This window comes from Flavobacterium sp. HSC-61S13 (assembly GCF_024171535.1).
Taxonomy (GTDB): domain Bacteria; phylum Bacteroidota; class Bacteroidia; order Flavobacteriales; family Flavobacteriaceae; genus Flavobacterium.
Genome location: NZ_JALJZV010000005.1, coordinates 162,092 through 180,329 on the forward strand (window position 1 = coordinate 162,092; position 18,238 = coordinate 180,329).

General features: G+C 35.6%; 21 protein-coding genes and 1 tRNA gene. 14 read left to right on the forward strand and 8 right to left on the reverse strand.

What is annotated here, in order from left to right; translation table 11 throughout:
- Positions 1–3 precede the first annotated feature (3 nt).
- The 3 genes from L1275_RS06790 to L1275_RS06800 form a co-directional block, all read right to left on the reverse strand.
- Entirely contained in the window at positions 4–150 is a 147-nt protein-coding gene (locus L1275_RS06790; protein ID WP_371923447.1) for a tyrosine-type recombinase/integrase, read from the reverse strand.
- A gap of 82 nt (positions 151–232) precedes the next feature.
- Positions 233–1,168 carry a site-specific tyrosine recombinase gene (locus L1275_RS06795; protein WP_253471121.1) on the reverse strand — a complete coding sequence of 312 codons (936 nt, stop codon included), beginning with the start codon at positions 1,166–1,168 and terminating at the stop codon, positions 233–235.
- Between the two features lie 103 nt (positions 1,169–1,271).
- Positions 1,272–1,871, reverse strand: coding sequence for an outer membrane beta-barrel protein (locus L1275_RS06800; RefSeq protein ID WP_253471123.1), 600 nt, complete (start codon positions 1,869–1,871; stop codon positions 1,272–1,274).
- 173 nt (positions 1,872–2,044) lie between these two features.
- Here L1275_RS06800 and L1275_RS06805 point away from each other — a divergent pair, with 173 nt between their 5' ends.
- From L1275_RS06805 to L1275_RS06835, 7 genes are all read left to right on the forward strand, one after another.
- Positions 2,045–2,599, forward strand: a complete 555-nt coding sequence (locus L1275_RS06805; RefSeq protein WP_253471125.1) for a porin family protein — start codon at positions 2,045–2,047, stop codon at positions 2,597–2,599.
- A 77-nt stretch (positions 2,600–2,676) separates the two neighbouring features.
- The gene (gene aroQ, locus L1275_RS06810) at positions 2,677–3,096 is read left to right on the forward strand and encodes a type II 3-dehydroquinate dehydratase (RefSeq protein WP_253471127.1); all 420 of its coding nucleotides are present in this window, start codon (positions 2,677–2,679) and stop codon (positions 3,094–3,096) included.
- 7 nt (positions 3,097–3,103) lie between these two features.
- A complete protein-coding gene (locus L1275_RS06815) occupies positions 3,104–5,593 on the forward strand; it encodes a DUF5686 and carboxypeptidase regulatory-like domain-containing protein (RefSeq protein WP_253471129.1) in 2,490 nt (829 codons plus the stop codon).
- 477 nt (positions 5,594–6,070) lie between these two features.
- A complete protein-coding gene (locus tag L1275_RS06820) occupies positions 6,071–6,688 on the forward strand; it encodes a porin family protein (protein ID WP_253471131.1) in 618 nt (205 codons plus the stop codon).
- An 82-nt stretch (positions 6,689–6,770) separates the two neighbouring features.
- On the forward strand, positions 6,771–7,409 hold the full coding sequence (locus L1275_RS06825; protein ID WP_371923448.1) for a porin family protein: 639 nt from the start codon (positions 6,771–6,773) through the stop codon (positions 7,407–7,409).
- A 55-nt stretch (positions 7,410–7,464) separates the two neighbouring features.
- Complete coding sequence (locus tag L1275_RS06830; protein WP_253471135.1) at positions 7,465–8,118, forward strand: porin family protein; 654 nt, start codon at positions 7,465–7,467, stop codon at positions 8,116–8,118.
- Between the two features lie 63 nt (positions 8,119–8,181).
- Complete coding sequence (locus L1275_RS06835; protein WP_253471137.1) at positions 8,182–8,814, forward strand: porin family protein; 633 nt, start codon at positions 8,182–8,184, stop codon at positions 8,812–8,814.
- Between the two features lie 90 nt (positions 8,815–8,904).
- Here L1275_RS06835 and murA read toward each other — a convergent pair whose 3' ends face one another.
- The 3 genes from murA to L1275_RS06850 all read right to left on the reverse strand — a co-directional run bounded on the left by murA (position 8,905) and on the right by L1275_RS06850 (position 11,318).
- Positions 8,905–10,212: a UDP-N-acetylglucosamine 1-carboxyvinyltransferase gene (murA, locus tag L1275_RS06840; protein WP_253471139.1), complete on the reverse strand. Its 1,308-nt coding sequence runs from the start codon at positions 10,210–10,212 to the stop codon at positions 8,905–8,907.
- Positions 10,213–10,222: 10 nt separating this feature from the next.
- Complete coding sequence (locus L1275_RS06845) at positions 10,223–10,918, reverse strand: DUF4290 domain-containing protein (RefSeq protein ID WP_253471141.1); 696 nt, start codon at positions 10,916–10,918, stop codon at positions 10,223–10,225.
- Positions 10,919–11,033: 115 nt separating this feature from the next.
- Complete coding sequence (locus tag L1275_RS06850; RefSeq protein ID WP_253471143.1) at positions 11,034–11,318, reverse strand: DUF493 family protein; 285 nt, start codon at positions 11,316–11,318, stop codon at positions 11,034–11,036.
- Positions 11,319–11,446: 128 nt separating this feature from the next.
- Between L1275_RS06850 and L1275_RS06855 the strand changes: the two genes are divergently transcribed.
- The 5 genes from L1275_RS06855 to L1275_RS06875 all read left to right on the forward strand — a co-directional run bounded on the left by L1275_RS06855 (position 11,447) and on the right by L1275_RS06875 (position 16,040).
- The gene (locus L1275_RS06855; RefSeq protein ID WP_253471145.1) at positions 11,447–11,980 is read left to right on the forward strand and encodes an AAA family ATPase; all 534 of its coding nucleotides are present in this window, start codon (positions 11,447–11,449) and stop codon (positions 11,978–11,980) included.
- 86 nt (positions 11,981–12,066) lie between these two features.
- Positions 12,067–13,971 carry an ATP-dependent DNA helicase RecQ gene (locus L1275_RS06860; protein ID WP_253471147.1) on the forward strand — a complete coding sequence of 635 codons (1,905 nt, stop codon included), beginning with the start codon at positions 12,067–12,069 and terminating at the stop codon, positions 13,969–13,971.
- On the forward strand, positions 13,968–14,912 hold the full coding sequence (fmt, locus tag L1275_RS06865; RefSeq protein ID WP_253471149.1) for a methionyl-tRNA formyltransferase: 945 nt from the start codon (positions 13,968–13,970) through the stop codon (positions 14,910–14,912). The genes L1275_RS06860 and fmt overlap by 4 nt, the downstream gene beginning before the upstream one ends.
- A 168-nt stretch (positions 14,913–15,080) precedes the next feature.
- A complete protein-coding gene (locus L1275_RS06870) occupies positions 15,081–15,362 on the forward strand; it encodes an HU family DNA-binding protein (protein WP_219293381.1) in 282 nt (93 codons plus the stop codon).
- Between the two features lie 114 nt (positions 15,363–15,476).
- A complete protein-coding gene (locus L1275_RS06875) occupies positions 15,477–16,040 on the forward strand; it encodes a YqgE/AlgH family protein (RefSeq protein WP_253471151.1) in 564 nt (187 codons plus the stop codon).
- On the opposite strand, the gene L1275_RS06880 is transcribed toward L1275_RS06875, so the two are convergent.
- Positions 16,037–16,879 (reverse strand): aminotransferase class IV, encoded by an 843-nt coding sequence (locus L1275_RS06880; protein ID WP_253471153.1) that lies wholly within the window; start codon positions 16,877–16,879, stop codon positions 16,037–16,039. The two genes, L1275_RS06875 and L1275_RS06880, sit on opposite strands and share 4 nt — an antisense overlap.
- Before the next feature lie 46 nt (positions 16,880–16,925).
- Positions 16,926–17,312 (reverse strand): START-like domain-containing protein, encoded by a 387-nt coding sequence (locus L1275_RS06885; protein ID WP_219293377.1) that lies wholly within the window; start codon positions 17,310–17,312, stop codon positions 16,926–16,928.
- Positions 17,313–17,460: 148 nt separating this feature from the next.
- Between L1275_RS06885 and L1275_RS06890 the strand changes: the two genes are divergently transcribed.
- Both L1275_RS06890 and L1275_RS06895 read left to right on the forward strand, forming a co-directional pair.
- Positions 17,461–17,534 (forward strand) — tRNA-Met (locus L1275_RS06890).
- A 409-nt stretch (positions 17,535–17,943) separates the two neighbouring features.
- Positions 17,944–18,219, forward strand: a complete 276-nt coding sequence (locus tag L1275_RS06895; protein ID WP_253471155.1) for a hypothetical protein — start codon at positions 17,944–17,946, stop codon at positions 18,217–18,219.
- The last annotated feature ends 19 nt before the right edge of the window (positions 18,220–18,238 follow it).

The window sequence follows — 18,238 nt, forward strand, 5'->3', positions numbered from 1 at the left end:
GATTTAAAACTCCTTTGGATTCCTCGGATAGCAATCAACCAACACCTTACGCAGCTGTTCTCTATTGTCATGGGTATAGATTACAGTAGTTGTAATCGACTCGTGTCCCAACATCAGCTGTATTGCTCTAATATCAGCTCCGCGCTCCAAAAGATGGGTAGCGAACGAATGTCGTAAATCGTAAGTCGATGTTCGAGAATCGATTTACGAATTACGAATTACGAATCACGACCTAAAACTCCTTAGAATTCCTTGGGTGACAATCAACCAACACCTTACGCAGATGTTCTCTATTGACATGGGTATAGATTTCAGTAGTTGTAATCGACTCATGCCCTAACATCAGCTGTATTGCCCTAATATCAGCTCCGTGCTCCAAAAGATGGGTAGCGAACGAATGTCGAAAAGTATGCGGACTAATGTTTTTGTCTATGGAAGCTTTTACAGCTAATCTTTTAATGATAGTAAAAATCATCGCTCGACTCAACTGCCCGCCACGTCTGTTTAAAAAAACAATATCAGAAGCCTCTTTCTTTATTGACTGATGGGTCCGAATTTCATCGATATAACGACTTAAATAGCCGATGGTATCCGGAGCGATAGGAACTAAACGATGTTTACTCCCCTTGCCTATTATACGGATAAATCCTTCATCAAAAAACAAATCAGACAAGCGCAAAGTCACCAATTCTGTAACCCGAAGACCACAACCATAAAGCGTTTCAATAATCACGCGATTTCGATACCCCTCATCAGTGGCCTGATCGATTTGCTCTACCAACAAATCAATTTCCTCTAAAGAGAGTACTTCCGGAAGCGACCTTCCCAACTTGGGAATTTCTATCAAATCCATCGGAGATTGTTGGATATACCGCTCTAAAACCAAAAAATTAAAAAAGCCTTTTAAGCCCGAAATAATCCGAGATTGAGTCGCTGGAGCAATCACAGATGATATCGCGTATAAAAAATGCTGAACCTCCTCCTCACTGAGAATCTCAAGATCCACCATCAAATCATGTGTATGTAAATAACGATAAAATTTTAAAACATCCAATTCATAACTGATCATCGAATTTTCGGATAAGCCCCGCTCGAGCTTTAAATAGTTTTTATACAGTCTTATATACTTCCCCCAATGATCTGGCTCTTTTTGCTGATCGAATTCCATAAACGCTGTTAAATAAGATTCACTGTAAATTTCAACTAAAAAAAACAGTTATACAAAAAAAGGCTTCTCAATAGAGAAGCCTTTTTACAAATAAGTAATTTTATTAGAATTTATAAACTAAACCTAATTTAATATTTGTTAAGTCAACAGCAGCATTAAAGCTTGAAGCTGTTTCAGCACCGTCGAAATCAGGTTTTGAGTTCGTGTAGTTGATCAATCCCCAAGTTGCTTCTAAAGCGAAGTTACTGTTTAGGAAATAACTAACACCTGGAGCTAATTCAACTGAAAATGCATTAACTTTATAATCGTTTGATTTGTAATCAACTGATGCATAATCTGCAGCTAATTGACCGAATAAAGAGAATTTGCTACTTGGAGTAAAGTAATATCTACCAAATGCTCCGATTGCTAATTCATTTACTTTGAAAGCTTTGTCACCTTCATTAGCCGTTACTTTTGAATTGGCAACTCCCAATCTCAAACCTACTGCGATATTGTCATTTACAAAATAACCAGCTTGAGGAGCAAATGAGAAACTATTTTGTTTATAATTGTCTCCTACAAATTTATTAGAACCAAATCCAATTGAACCTGAAAGGAAAACATCTCCTTTAGAATATCCAAATCCTTCTCCTACTTCTTGCGCTTGAGCAGCAAATCCGAATGCGAATACAGCTGCAACTGATAATACAATTTTTTTCATTGTTAGTGATTTTTGAATTATTAACAAGACAAATTTACCTATCTTGCAGGTGTAAAGGTTTTTTTTTTACTTAAAAATAACATTTGGATAACACAAAACAGCTTATTTTTACATTAACATATTATCAAACAATATCTTATAACTTTAATTAATATTCTTAAAAAACAGTTAAAATGGCTCAAAAAACAGTTTTATTTATACTTATCTTCCTTAGTGGATGGCAAATTCAGGCTCAAATTTTAAAATTCGGAATCAAAGGCGGCGTTAACTACGCTAATTTTACAGGAAAAGATATTTCATCCGATGCGATAACCAGTTTTCATTTTGGCGCTACTGCAGAATTGCGCCTAAGCGAAAAGCTAGCTATTCAACCGGAATTATTGTATTCTACCGTTGGTGCTAACTATGACAATACCCTAGGAGACATTACCAAGGAGATAAAAAGCAAATTGGGATATATAGCGATACCGGTATTAGCCAAAATTAATTTAAACCGCAGTATCACTTTAGAGGCTGGACCACAATTCTCTTTTTTAATGAGTAAAAAAAACGAATTCAAACCCGGAGACACCAATTCTTATGAAACCGCTATAGTAGCTGGATTGGGTTTGCAATTAACCAATAGCGTATTTATTCAAGCCAGATATGGTTTTGGATTAAGTAAAGTAGCCGAAAGCAGTAATGTTAAAAATGCTGTTGGACAGTTATCTCTAGGGTTTTTATTGTAGTTTCACATCTTAGATATATCTAAAAACAAATACGCTTACCAATTAGGTGTCTTTTCCACCAATACACTTCAAAAAATATGAAAATACTAATCCTTAATGGTCCTAATTTGAATTTGTTAGGAAAAAGAGAACCTACTATATATGGGAATACGAGCTTTGATAGTTATTTTGAACAATTGCAAGCGCGTTTTCCACAGCTATCCTTAATCACTTTTCAAAGCAATATAGAAGGGGAATTAATTGACAAACTTCAGGAATATGGTTTTGAGTACGATGGGATCGTTTTAAACGCAGGAGCCTATACTCACACTTCTATAGCTTTAGCCGATACCATTAGAGCCATTACAACACCTGTAATTGAGGTCCATATATCCAACACCTTCGCCCGTGAACAGTTTAGACATCATTCTTATATATCACCAGTCTGCCAAGGAGTTCTCGTCGGATTTGGTATTCGTGGATACGAATTAGCCCTCTCATCATTTCTAATACGCTAATGAATTTATGAGAAAAACACTCCCCTTATTTCTCTTATTTTTCACTATTTACGCTAACGCACAAATTAAAGGTAAAGTAACTGCTCTAGATGGCACGCCTTTAGCGGAAGTTTCCGTTTATATTGAGGATTCGACCATAGGTACTTCTACAAATGAGGAGGGTAAATACGAACTCAATACGCTAAAAAAAGGTAATTTCACCATCATTTTTCAGGCACTGGGTTACCAATCCAAATCAGCCAAGATCAAAATCACCAAAGAGATTCAAAAACTAAACATTCAACTTCTAACAGAAACCACTGAGATACCTGATGTTTTAACTCGCAGCAAAAAACCCATAAATCCGGCTGTAGCCATCATCAAAATGGCCAGTAAGAACAGGGAGCTCAATGGTAGCATAATGAAACAACACACTTTGGACTTCTATTCCAAAGGCTATATCCGTCTAGACACCAATAAAGACACCTTTTTGGGTCAGAAATTAAAGGATATCGACCCGCAGTTATTTTCAGATTCCTTAAAACGCAACCTGATTTACCTATCTGAAACCGTTTCTAAAATTTCTGTTCAAAAGCCCAGTAAAATGAAAGAAGAAATTACCGCCTCTAAAGTCAGCGGTAACAACAAAGGTTTTTCTTTTAATTCTGGCATCGCCGTTCATTTTGATTTTTATAAAAGTGAAGCCAATTCATTAATCCGCTTAATATCGCCATTAGCACCTATAGCACCTAGTTATTATAACTTTGTTTTAGAAGGCAGTTTCAAAGATGCCAATGATCATATCATTTATAAAATTAGCGCTACACCCAAACGCAGTAGCGAGCCCGTTATCGATGGGCACATCTATATCGTAGATAAGAGCTGGGCCATTTATGCTGTAGACGCAAAGATTAGCGGTAGTAGTATCAACTATCCGATGGTCGACAGTTTTGAATTGCAGCAAAATTTTATCTACAACGACTCATCCAACAGTTGGAGCAAAAACAATCAATCCCTTTTTTTTAAAGGTAAAATTTTAGTTTTCGACTTTTCAAGTAAATTCAACTACGTCTATTCGAATTACCATGCCGTAGACACCTTTCCAAAAAACACTTTTAACCAAGAGTTAATTCTATTTGATAAGGAATCGAATAAAAGAGATAATGCATATTGGGAATCCATCCGTCCAATACCGCTTACAATGGATGAGAAATACAATTACGAATATAAAGAGAGCCTCTTAGAAAACAAAAGCACGAAGGTCTATTTAGACTCCACCGATCAATTGAGCAACCGCTTTACGCTTTTAAAATTAATTAAGGGTTATGAACACAAGAACTCCTTTAAAGGCACTAAGTGGTCGTACCGAGGACTATTGTCTACCTTTGCCTTTAACGCCGTACAAGGCTTTAATGTCACTACAGGGGTCGCTTATATCACAGAAGCTAGCGATACCGAAAAAACCGAAGCTGGTATTTTACTGAATTATGGAATTGCGGAAAACAAACCGCGTTTCTCAGCCTATGTATCCCATTTATTTAACAAAGTCAATTTTAATAAATTTAACCTGTCTGGGGGAATGACCGTAGAGCAATTTGGTCAAGACAAAGCACCGATCAAAAACCTCATCAATTCTATTGGCTCTTCCTGGTTTGGAGAAAATTTTGCTCGATTCTATCAAAAAGATTATATTAAATTTGAATATGAACAATATGCTTTCACTGGAATTAAAATCAATACTTCCTTAGAATATGCCAATCGTATTCCCTTGTTTAATTCCATGTTGCGTTCGCCTTTTATCAAAGACAAATATTTTGAATCCAACAATCCGATGGATGGATCCGATTTTATCGATCCCGGATTCGAACAAAATAACATATTAAAAGTAAAGCTGGGCATGGATATTGTTTTCGACAAAAAAATTGTCAGTTACCCCAATAAACGAATTTATATCCCGAGTTCAGACTATCCTGTATTGTCGTTAAACTATGAAAAGGGATTTTCATCGAGTTTATCTAAATACGATTTTGACTTTTTATCGGCTTCCACCAAATACAGTCGCACTATATCCAATTTCGGCCGCCTGAATATCGGAATGGATGCTGGAAAGTTTTTCGACGGCAATGAAGTAGCCTTTATGGACTACAAACACTTCAACGCCAATCAAAGTTTCGTCGGTTCCAACACCATTTATGACAATCAATTTAACTTATTGCCCTATTACGACAACAGCACAAACACTTCTTATTTTCAAGCCCATATTGAACACGATTTTAAAGGATATATATTAAATAAAATTCCCCTACTCAATCAATTAAAATATTCGATCGTCATCGGTTCGCATCAGCTGTATATACCAGACAAAAAACCTTACCATGAAATAAGTATCGGTCTAAACAATTTTGGCTTTGGAAAGTTTCGCGTATTCAGAATCGATTATTTCAGATCCTATCAAGGCGGTTTTCAAGATCAAGGTGTAGTTATAGGCATAAAATTCCTAGACCTCATTCAAAAATAAACACTCATAAACTCCCTTCATTAAAGCATATTTATATATTTTTATAAATATGCTTTACTTTTTTTAAAGAGTTTCAAAAGTCTTTTTTCCATGTACTAAATTTTAATAAAAAAAATTATTAATCAAAAAAAATACACCAGAAAGAATTAAAAACAACGATTAATTAAAATATTTAACTATTTTTAGCACCGATAATAAAAAGCAATCGAATACTATTTAGATGGCACGAAGTATAAGACAGCAACACCTTAGGTTTTACAACTCAAATACGATGCTTAGAAATATATTGTAGTCCGATTGAAAGACTATTCGACTTAGTACCACAGATAAAACTGAAATTCAAAAAATATGTAATAAATTTTACTATTTGATAAAATAAAAACAAAAAAAAAGCCGAAAATTCAGCAATATGACTAAATTTTGTTTTTATTTGAAAAATAATTTAGTTAGATTTGAGATTAATTAAAAAACCAAATTATGAAAAAAACTATTTTTACTTTAATGGCAATTACCGCTTTTAGCAGCGGTATTTATGCACAGACTCCCGACGTTAAAATTGGTGTAAAAGCCGGTGTTAACTTTGCCAACCTAACAGATGGTGATATGAAAACAGGATTCCACGTTGGTGGTTTGGCTGAAATTTTTATCAGCGAAAAATTCTCTGTTCAACCGGAGGTACTTTATTCTACTCAAGGATCCAAAACATCGTCGAGTACTAGTATTCCAGGATTGGTGACAACCTCGTCTAAAACCAAAACGAATTTAGATTACATCAATGTGCCAATTATGGCTAAATATTATGTAGCTGAAGGTTTTAACGTTCAAGCAGGACCACAAATTGGTTTCTTGATGAAAGCAGAAGCAGATATTGACGCAAGTGTAACAGGCTTAGGAGGCATTAGTGGAAGCGGTGACATCAAGGATCAAATGAATTCTATTGACTTTGGATTAAACTTCGGACTGGGATACGAGCTTCCAATGGGAGTATTCGCTGAAGCGAGATACAATCTTGGTTTGACTAAGGTTCCAAAAGAAAAAGAATTCGGTGATTATAAAAACTCTGTAATTCAAGTATCTGTTGGTTATAAATTCTAATTAAATAATCTTTAAAGAGGCTAGAAAAACTAGCCTCTTTCCATTTTTTACGCAATACATGAAAAAAATTACTTTTACACTAATGGCTTGTACGCTATTTAGCGGAGCTATTTATGCACAAACACCTGATGTTAAAATCGGTGCTAAAGCAGGACTTAACTTTGCCAATTTTTCAGGAGGAGAAGCCGATACAAAAATGAAAACAGGATTCCACGTTGGAGGACTTGTTGAAATCTTTATCAATGAAAAATTCTCAATTCAACCAGAACTTTTGTATTCCTCCCAAGGAGCAAAACTAGAAACTCAAAGAATAGAGATGTTTGAGGGACTAGATCAACTGATTGGTAAGGTTGATCAAAAGATGACGCTAGACTACATCAACGTGCCTATTATGGCAAAATATTATGTAGCTGAAGGCTTTTCTATTCAAGCAGGACCGCAGCTTGGTTTTTTAGTAAAGGCAGAGAGTGTCCTAAAAACAAGTGCGTCTTTAAATGGTGTTGACATACCCTTACCTGCAGAATACAATGAAACTGAAGATTTAAAAGACGAAGTTAAATCTGTTGATTTTGGTCTAAACTTTGGAATAGGCTACGAACTACCAATGGGAATCTTCGTTGATGCTAGATACAATTTAGGATTGAGCAAACTCCCTGAGGACAATTACGGCGATAAAGTTAAAAACGCTGTTTTTCAGATCTCTGTAGGTTACAAATTCTAACAAAAATATCATGTGGCTAACTATTCATTAGCCACATTGTTTCCCCAATAAAAACATGAAAAAAATTACTTTCACGCTACTGGCGTGTACACTATTTAGTGGTGCTATCTATGCACAAACTCCAGATGTTAAAATAGGCTTTAAAGCTGGAGCGAACTTTGCTAAACTTACCGATGGTGATCTGCATACCGGTTTTCACCTTGGTGGATTAGCTGAAATTTATATCAATGAAAAATTCTCCATACAACCGGAACTGCTCTATTCAGCCCAAGGTTCCGAATCATCCTCCAGCGCGAGCACAACTGCTTTTGGGGTCACAATGTCTGGAAAAGGCGATTCAAAACTCAAATTAAGCTATATCAACATACCTATTATGGCCAAATACTACGTATTAGAAGGTCTTAGTATTCAAGCTGGTCCGCAAGTTGGTTTTTTAGTCAAGGCTGAAATGGATTATGTCGGTACAACAACCAATCCCCATTTTAGCGATCAGCTAGAAATTTATAAGGCTAGCAGTGCAGATGTAAAAAGTCAGCTAAACCCTATCGATTTTGGTATCAACTTCGGTGTCGGATATGAATTTATGTCAGGAATGTTTATCGATGCCCGATACAACTTGGGTTTATCTAAAGTTCCCAAAGAAAGTATTGGTATAGAAAACAACTATAAAAACCAGGTTATTCAAATTTCACTAGGTTATAAGTTTTAATACAAATACTGCTCCTAGCGAACAGGAATAAAATATTTTTGATATCACTTTTACAACGATCAAATGAAAAAAATTACCCTTACTATAATTTTACTTACAACGGGATTATTTCACCAAAGTACCATTGCACAAGATGTTTATACTGGTTTTAAATTCGGTTTAAATTTTGCCAATCTAAAAGAAGATGGAAGCAGTACAAAAGGCAAGGTAGGCTTCCACGGTGGCGTTTTTATCGAAGCGGCTTTAAATGAAAAATTCTCGATACAACCCGAATTGCTTTATTCGAGTCAAGGAGCTAAAGAAGAAGTACCAAAAAATATGGGGTACAATTTTTCAGGAGAATCTACACTTAAATTAGATTACATTAACATCCCCATAATGTTTAAATACTATCCTATAGAAAATCTAAGTATCACGGCTGGTCCACAAATTGGTTTCTTAGTGAAGTCAAAGTTTACCATTGACAGTCCTAGTTATCAGCCTCAAGCTATTATTGATAATTCAAAGGTGAATGATCTATTTAACAAACTCGATTATGGAGTGAATTTTGGATTGGAACTTAACACTGCTGGATTTTTCTTTGGCGCCCGCTATAATCTAGGATTGGCTAATATTTATAAAAACTCAGGTTTATTCACTTTGGAAAACAAGGCGTACAATAGAGTTTTTCAACTCTCGACTGGTTATAAATTCTAATTAAGAAAATCCATTCAACTGAGTTGAATGCAACCAACAAAAAAGGCTATCTAAACAGATAGCCTTTGTTATTCTATATATTTTTATTTGCTAAACGCGTTCAATTCGAGCACCTAAAGCTCTTAATCTTTCATCAATACGTTCGTATCCGCGGTCGATCTGATCGATATTCTGGATCACACTCGTCCCCTTGGCAGATAATGCTGCAATCAACAACGAAATACCTGCTCGGATATCCGGCGATGACATTTTTGTCGCCTTTAATTGCGATTTAAAATCATGCCCAATAATAACAGCTCTATGCGGGTCACACAAGATGATCTTAGCGCCCATGTCAATTAACTTATCGACAAAGAACAACCGGCTTTCAAACATTTTTTGATGCAATAAAATCTCTCCTCTTGCTTGGGTCGCGACTACTAAAATAACGCTCAATAAATCGGGTGTTAATCCAGGCCATGGAGCATCAGAAACAGTAAGTATGGATCCGTCAATAAAATTTTGAATTTCATAACCGTCTTTATGCGCAGGAATGTAGATATCATCTCCTCTACGTTCTAGAGTTATACCCAGTTTTCTAAAAGAACTTGGAATTACACCTAAATAATCCCATCCAACATTTTTAATGGTAATTTCACTTCGCGTCATCGCTGCTAAACCAATCCAAGAACCGATTTCGATCATATCGGGCAATATAGTGTGCTCACATCCATTAAGTGATCGAACACCTTCAATCTCTAAAAGATTAGACCCTACACCCGATATCTTAGCTCCCATGCTAATCAACATTTTACACAATTGTTGAATATAAGGTTCACAAGCCGCATTGTAGATTGTTGTTTTTCCGGTAGCCATCACTGCAGCCATCAGTATATTTGCAGTTCCCGTTACGGAAGCTTCATCCAACAACATATAGGTCCCTATAAGTTCGTCTGCCTCTACACCGTAAAAATGCTCTTCTTTATTATATCTAAAACGCGCACCTAAGCTAATAAAGCCTTCAAAGTGCGTATCCAATCTGCGTCTACCGATTTTATCACCACCTGGTTTAGGAATGAATCCTTTACCAAAACGCGCTAATAATGGCCCCACCAACATGATCGAACCACGCAATGATTTGCCTTCTTCTTTAAAATCTTCCGACTCTAAATAATCGAGTTTTAACTCATCCGCTTGAAACGACATTTTATTAGGAGACAGTTTTTCGATTTTCACACCCAATTTTTTCAATAAACTGATCAATTTATTGATATCTATAATATCCGGTATATTGGATATTATTACTTTTTCAGGTGTTAATAATACTGCACATAAAATTTGTAATGCTTCATTTTTAGCTCCTTGAGGTATTACCTCTCCTTGAAGAGAAATTCCTCCTTCAATTTCAAATGTACTCATGCAATGGGTTTTAAGCTTTTTTGGCTTTATTTACTGTATTGTTGTTTGTTTTAACAAATTTTGCTTTAGGCTTGGCCGGATTTGTATGAACCGTCTTATTGGATTGTTTTTTATTTACACGAATTAAATCAGAGGTTGTAGATAATTCTTCTTCCGATTTGACCAAGTTAATCTTCCCCTTGGATAGCTCGTATAAATGTTCAAATATCACTTCGTCTTTTACCGTATCCTTATTCCAACTCAAATAACTTTTTTTCATGTGATTGGCAATCACCATGATTAAAGCATCTTTCATCTCACCGTCATCCCACTTATTAGCCTCGTCAATCATATATTTTATGTTGTTACCATAAAAGCGATATTTTGGAAAATTCTGGGGATATTCTAAATGATCCGGTTTAATTGTAACTGTTTCTCTACTAGCTATTGGGTATGGTGAGTCCACATCCAAACGAAAGTCAGACATCATAAAAAGCTGATCCCAAAGCTTGTGTTGAAAATCAGGCACATCACGTAAATGCGGATTAAGACTCCCCATAATACCAATTACATAATGAGCTGCTTTATTACGCTCTTCTTTGCTTGCAATTTTAACCACATGGTCAATTAATTTCTGCAAATGACGTCCATATTCAGGGATCAACAAGTGATTTCTTTCTGCATTGTATTCCAATTCGGCAACTGCAGCTTGAGAGTTAAATTTCATTCTAAAATTATTTATAAGAAAATATTAATAGATTTTATATAAAGAAAAGTTGTGTCGAAAGCATTTATACTCCCTTCGATGTAACCGCTCAAGAAATCTATATAATGTTAAGATTTTACAAGGAAAGAATTCCTTCAATACAAGAGAATTCAACATATTTATCCACCACATGCTGTGGACTAGTCATCACCACACGTATAGATACACTGGTAAATTTACCTGTACTGGATTCTTTGGTAAGTATAACCGCATCTTGACCATCAAAAGATGCTTCAATAATCGCAACACTCTCTAAACTTGATGGTACAATAAATTTAAACAAATACTCCGAAGGCCAGCTGGTATCTTTATCCAATTCGTCTTGTAGTCTTTTGTAGAACTCTTCTGTATTATTATCCATAGTAAATATATTAGGCAAATATACGCATATATAATCAAAGATATAAAAAGAAATAAAAAATCACTAATTGAAAAACAATTTTAACGGCTAAAGTATTTGTCGTAAATTTGCACCTTATTTTCAAAAACGTGAGCAAAGAAATCGTATTAATTATAGGAGGTCCCGGATCAGGTAAAACGACATTAATAAATGGTTTAGCTGAGAAAGGATACATCTGTTATCCAGAAATTTCAAGAGAAGTAACCCTTGAAGCACAACAGCAAGGCATCGAACAATTGTTCTTAACAGACCCTCTATTGTTTAGTCAAATGTTACTGAACGGCAGAGTCAAGCAATTTGAAAATGCTGCAAAAGAAACCGATGAAATTGTCTTTATCGATCGTGGCATACCTGATGTATTAGCCTATATGCATTATATCGGCGACAGCTATCCAACCGACTTTGATTTGGCGTGTAAGCAACACACCTACAATCGAATTTTCCTACTTCCACCGTGGGAAAGCATCTACGAAAGTGATGAGGCTCGATATGAAAATTTTGAACAAGCTCAACTCATTCACCATCATTTGGTCTCCACTTACGAAAGTTATGGCTACCAATTGATCGAAGTACCCCGAGCCACGGTTAATGATCGAATTGATTTTATAATAAATAAAATATAACACGAATAAGGGTTGCAACTAAAATTTTGCAACCCTTATTATTTTTAGTATTTTTATAACAACAATCCAAACATGTCCTCCACCCCATGCAACAAGCTCTTGAGATTCTAAAAAAATATTGGAACCACGATACTTTTCGTAGCCCACAAGACTTGGCAATTCAGTCGATTTTAGATAATAACGATACTTTTGTGCTTTTACCTACAGGAGGCGGAAAAAGTATATGCTTTCAAATTCCAGCATTAGTCAAACCAGGCCTCTGTTTGGTTATTTCGCCTTTAGTGGCCTTGATGGATGATCAAGTTAAAAATCTCCGTAACAAAGGTATTAAGGCAGCGGCTATTATTGGTGGTATGCACACAGATGAGATTATCGCAACCTTAGACAATTGCGAATTTGGAGGCACCAAACTGCTGTATCTCTCCCCAGAACGACTACAACAGGACTGGGTGATTGATCGCATTAAAAAATTACCATTAAACAGCATCGCTATTGACGAAGCCCATTGCGTATCGCAATGGGGACACGATTTTCGTCCTGCTTATTTAAAATTAGCTGGACTCAAAGAGTTTTTTCCAAACATTCCCTTTATCGCCTTAACAGCTACCGCTAATCAAAGCGTTCAAGAAGATATTTGCACACATCTGGGATTAAAGAATCCCAATACTTTTAAAAAAAGCTTTTTACGAGAAAACCTAATTTATGGAGTATATGAAGTTGAAAACAAAGAAGTAACTCTTGAACGGATTCTAACCAAAAACCCGTATTCTTCGATCGTGTATGTTCGCAACAGAAAAGACTGCTTTGAACTGTCTAAAAAACTGAACCAAAAAAACTTCTCTGCAAACTTTTTCCACGGTGGCATAGCTACTTCTGACAAGAAAAAAAGACTCAAACTATGGCTAGACGAAAAAGTCAAAGTCATGGTTGCCACCAACGCCTTTGGAATGGGTATTGACAAAAGCAACGTCAAAACAGTAATCCATTATCATTTTCCTGAAAACCTAGAGAGTTATTATCAAGAAGCTGGCCGTGCGGGCAGAAATGGACAGAAAGCCTTTGCCAGTATACTCTTGGCTCCTAACGACATCAACAATGCCAAAAACAGCTTTAAAGAAACCCTCTTTGATAAAGATTTTCTTAAACTCGTCTATAAAAAACTCAATAACTATTTCCAAATTGCTTACGGTGACGGGTTCAACACCCAACATTCTTTGAATTTAAATCAATTTTGTAATGCCTACCAGTTAAAAGCAAAACAAACCTATAATGCGTTGCAATTTTTAGACCGTCAAGGTATCATTAACCTATCGCAAGATTTTGGGCAACAGTCCAAACTACAACTCTTAGGTTCCACTAGTGAACTGCTGGACTTCCTATCGGTTCATGATGAAGAAGAAGGTTTGTTGTTGAGCATTTTGAGAAATTACCCCGGGATTCACCATCAAATGATGACGATTAATTTGGAGCAATTGGCTCAAAAGACGGATTTAAGCTCCGAAAAAATCAACCAATACTTAACAGATTGGACCAAAAAAGAACTTTGTATCTTCGAAAATGCAAGCAATGATATCACCTTAACCTTCAATGAGGCTCGCGAAGACGAAAAAACACTAAACAGAACCTTTTACTATTTAAAACAACAAAACAATACTAAAGAAAAGCAGTTTAAATCGATGATTTTCTATTTGGAAAACAAGGATGTTTGCAAAAACAAGATTTTACTTCATTACTTTGACGAGATTCTAGCCAAAGATTGCAACTCGTGTTCTACTTGTTTGTCTAAAAACGCAAGTGAACGATCGATAGCGACACGGAGGCTTACTGAAGAAAGAATACTAACTTTGCTGACTAAACAAGACTATTCTTCCTTAGAATTGGAAGAGCAACTTCAGATAGACACCGCACTTTTAATAGAGTCTCTCAATCATTTGCTCGAGCAAAACAAAATAAAACCAACCCCAAACACTAAATACACATATATAAAATGAAAAAATTACGGATCGTCTTTATGGGAACACCTGAATTTGCTGTCGGAATTCTAGATACCATCTATAGCGAGAACTATAATATTGTAGGTGTAGTCACAGCTCCTGATCGACCAGCGGGACGTGGTCAAAAATTAAAACTCTCCGCAGTTAAAGAATATGCCACTTCTAAGGGTATACCCGTTTTACAACCGACCAACTTAAAATCCGAAGCATTTTTAGAAGAATTACAGTCTTTAGATGCTAATTTACAGATCGTTGTTGCATTTCGAATGTTACCAGAAGTAGTATGGAAAATGCCCGCGTTGGGAACTTTCAATCTACATGCTTCCCTTTTACCAGACTATCGCGGTGCGGCACCTATTAACTGGGCAATTATCAACGGCGAAACCAAAACTGGAGTCACCACCTTCTTTATCGATGATAAAATAGATACAGGCGCTATTATTTTAAAAAAGGAAATTGAAATTGAAACAGACGAAACAGCAGGACAATTGCACGATCGTTTGATGAATTTAGGTAGTGAAGCGGTAATAGAAACCCTTCACTTAATCAGTTCCGATAACGTAAAATTGACCAAACAAACGCTGGAGGAAACCAAAACAGCCTATAAGCTCAACAAAGAAAACTGTAAAATTGATTGGAATCAATCTGCCGAAACCATTCATAATCTTGTAAGGGGTTTGAGTCCTTACCCGGCGGCCTGGTGTTTTTTAACAGATGGAAACGACGAGTGGAACATCAAAATATTTGAAACAACTATTGAACTGGAAGAGCATCAAGAAAAAACAGGTCGTGTGGTCTGTACAAAAAAAGAAATGCGTATTGCCGTTGATAATGGGTACATTAAAATAAATAAATTGCAATTTCCCGGTAAAAAGCCCATGCTCACAGCCGATTTATTAAATGGCATTCAATTGACTTTGAATGCAGAAGTTAAATAAAACTTTACTATATTTACACTAAATCCCAAACTCGCAAGTGTTTTTATGAACATTGGGGAAAAGTTATCAACAATTTGCAATAAATTATTTGAAAATACTTGCGTAGTAACTGAATACGTATAAATTTGTGTAGGATAAGTTAAAATTAACCTTTTAAAAAAAATTATTATGAACAAAACAGAATTAATTGATGCAATAGCAGAAGATGCAGGAATCACTAAAGCTGCTGCAAAAAAAGCTTTAGAGTCTTTTTTATCTAATGTTGAGAACACATTAAAAAAAGGAGATAAAGTTTCTTTAGTAGGATTTGGATCTTGGTCTATATCTGACAGAGCAGCAAGAGATGGAAGAAATCCTCAAACGGGAAATACAATTAAAATTGCTGCTAAAAAAGTAGTTAAATTTAAAGCAGGTTCAGAACTTGAAAATTCTGTAAACGGAAAAAAATAATTTTTACTTTAAAAAATATTTTGAAGCCCTGCAGTAGTAGGGCTTTTTTTATAACAAATCTTTAAGGTTTTTTGAACATAAAATTCTTAATTTTATAGGACAATCCCCTATCACATGAAAGCAAGTGAACCTCGAAAAGGCACCGTACTTATCTCGTACCCCTCTACAAACAGCGGTGATACCATTTTTTCAAGATCCGTGATTTTAATCACAGAGTTCAATAAAGAAGGCGCTGTTGGATTTATTCTAAACAAGCCTTTAAATATTCGAATAAGCGATTTAATCCCGTATATCAACATGGATTTCCGCATATACAAAGGAGGGCCTGTGGAGACCGATAAGGTGTTTTTTATACACAATGTACCTCATTTGATTCAAGACAGCACTCCAATCACTGAGGACTTGTTTTGGGGCGGGGATTTTGAAGACCTGGTTCGCGTACTCAATGATGGATTGATCAATGAAAATAACGTTACTTTCTTTTTAGGCTATAGCGGTTGGGATTGCGACCAATTAAACAACGAAATCGAAGATGAATATTGGATTGTTGACAATCGTAAATTTCAAGCTAAGATTTTCAATCAGCTCCAAACAGAATTATGGAGAAACCACTTGTTGGAGCTGGGTGAGGAATATGCTATTTGGGCAAATGCTGCGGAAAGTCCGGAGCTCAATTAAGAAAATCGAATTTTAGCATTGAGTTTTTTCAGTAACTCCTGACTAAATTCAGTGGTAAACTCTTTTTTTCTATATTTGGTAACGGCTTGAATTCCGATTATGCAATTCGACAAGAAAATTTCATCTGCTTTTTGAAGTTCAAAAGGAGATACGGATTCTTCCACCAACTGGTAACCTTCGGTTTTTGCAATCAGTTCCATGAGTTGTTTTCGCATAACCCCTTTAATACAACCATCCGAAATCGGTGGTGTTTTAACCACCTTGTCTTTAATCACAAAGACATTCGCGTTTAGTGCTTCTACAATATTCTTTTCATCATTCAGCAACAAACAATTATCATAACCATTTTCAGCAGCAAAGATACTACCGGTGATCTGAATCATGCGGTTATTGGTTTTTAAGGTGGAAAGCAAGTGTTTGGTTACATAAAAGTCTTTATACAACTCTACCTCATAGGCTGCACTGTTCCAAGAATAAACAGCTTGATCTAAGGGCGTGGCTTGTGCGATATAACTCGTTTTATTAGATAAAGGTAGATAAAGCCCATCCGCATCTCTAAACACCGTAAAACGCACTCTATATGATGCCGCCTTAACTTCTAGTGCATTCACTATAGCTAAGATTTGCTCTTCGAAGTACTCCATAGTAAAATTCATTGGAATCTCCATGCGCACGATACGCATGGAAGACATCAATCGAAAATAATGATCTTCTAAGAAAAGTACTTTTTGATCGAGCACTTTAATAGTTTCAAAAATGGCATCCCCGTAAAGAAATGCCCTATTATTTTCTATGGTAATATTAGATTCTGTAAGAATCTGTCCGTTACTATTAATCATATTTATTGTCTCCTATAATATTCGACAAAGATAAGTTTAATATTATTTATACAGAACCCAAAACCTGCTTTAAATCTGAAATTTGATTCTCCCACAATAACTTGGATTGATCTACATCATCTTCATCAGAAAAGTCAGTGATCGCTAAAGAAACATCTTTAGTGATCTCATCGCGGATAATCTTTATTTCAAAATAATACTCCGTATCATTTCCGTCTTCATCCAACCATCTAAATTTGACTCTTTCATCCGTTTTTTTAGTGACTAATTTGGCTTTTTCTTCCGAATCATTCCAAATAAATGTGAAATACTCTCCTCTAGAGTTCACATTATCAGCGAACCACTCAGAAAGACCCGATGGATCAGAGATGTATTGATATAGTAATTGAGGGGAAGATGTTATAGAAAACTCTAATTCATATTTAATTTTCATATTCGTACAATTTTTTTTGGAAATATAAACAATTTTAAGAGAAATAAAAAACTTTAATATTTTATTTAATTTTGAACATTTTTTTTGGAAGTAATAAAATAAGTTCTATATTTGCACCCGCATTAAGGAAGTAATTTACTTCACAAATGGCGAGGTAGCTCAGTCGGTTAGAGCGCAGGATTCATAACCCTGAGGTCACGGGTTCAACTCCCGTCCTCGCTACAAACTCCAAGTGTGGACATCAAGCGGTTTAAGGAAACTTAAACCGCTTTTTTTATAGAGTAAATTCTCCATTTGTGTTTTTATTTTAACAAAAATCCGACTCATTCGCTTTTTTTGCTTTTGACAAAAAAACACGAGTTCATACATCCGTAAAAAGACCGCAATACCTCAGGGAAACAGTTTGCGCTAAAATTATTCTTTTAAGGTCTTTATTCGTAGCATTCCACTAGTCTCCCCCCCTCTTTTCATTACTTAACACCCTAATATTAATTCTATTTGCATTCAAGTACCAAAAACAGTTTTACGGTATTTTTTGTTAATTTCAATCACAAATTTGCTGAAAACCCAAAAACTATAATTTCGTGAAGTGTTTTTTATATACATTTATGACTAACCAAATAGTCAAATTATGAAAAAATTAATGTTAGTGGGAGCTTTTGCATTCTCCATGGGAGCTTTTGCTCAGACCGAATCCAATCAAATTAAGCCTACTGAACCGATCAATCCAGTAACTCAGTGCTATATCTATCCACTATCAAATTGTGATGAGAACGGCAACTCTACTGGAGATATGCTCGGACCTCTTGTTACTATTTATAATGCCAACTATAATGCCGCAGGTAAAGCCGAAAAGCAGCGAATATATTGTGAAACCGGAGTAGTCGATAATGACTGTCCTCGCTAATAATAAAAAGCGACCTTAA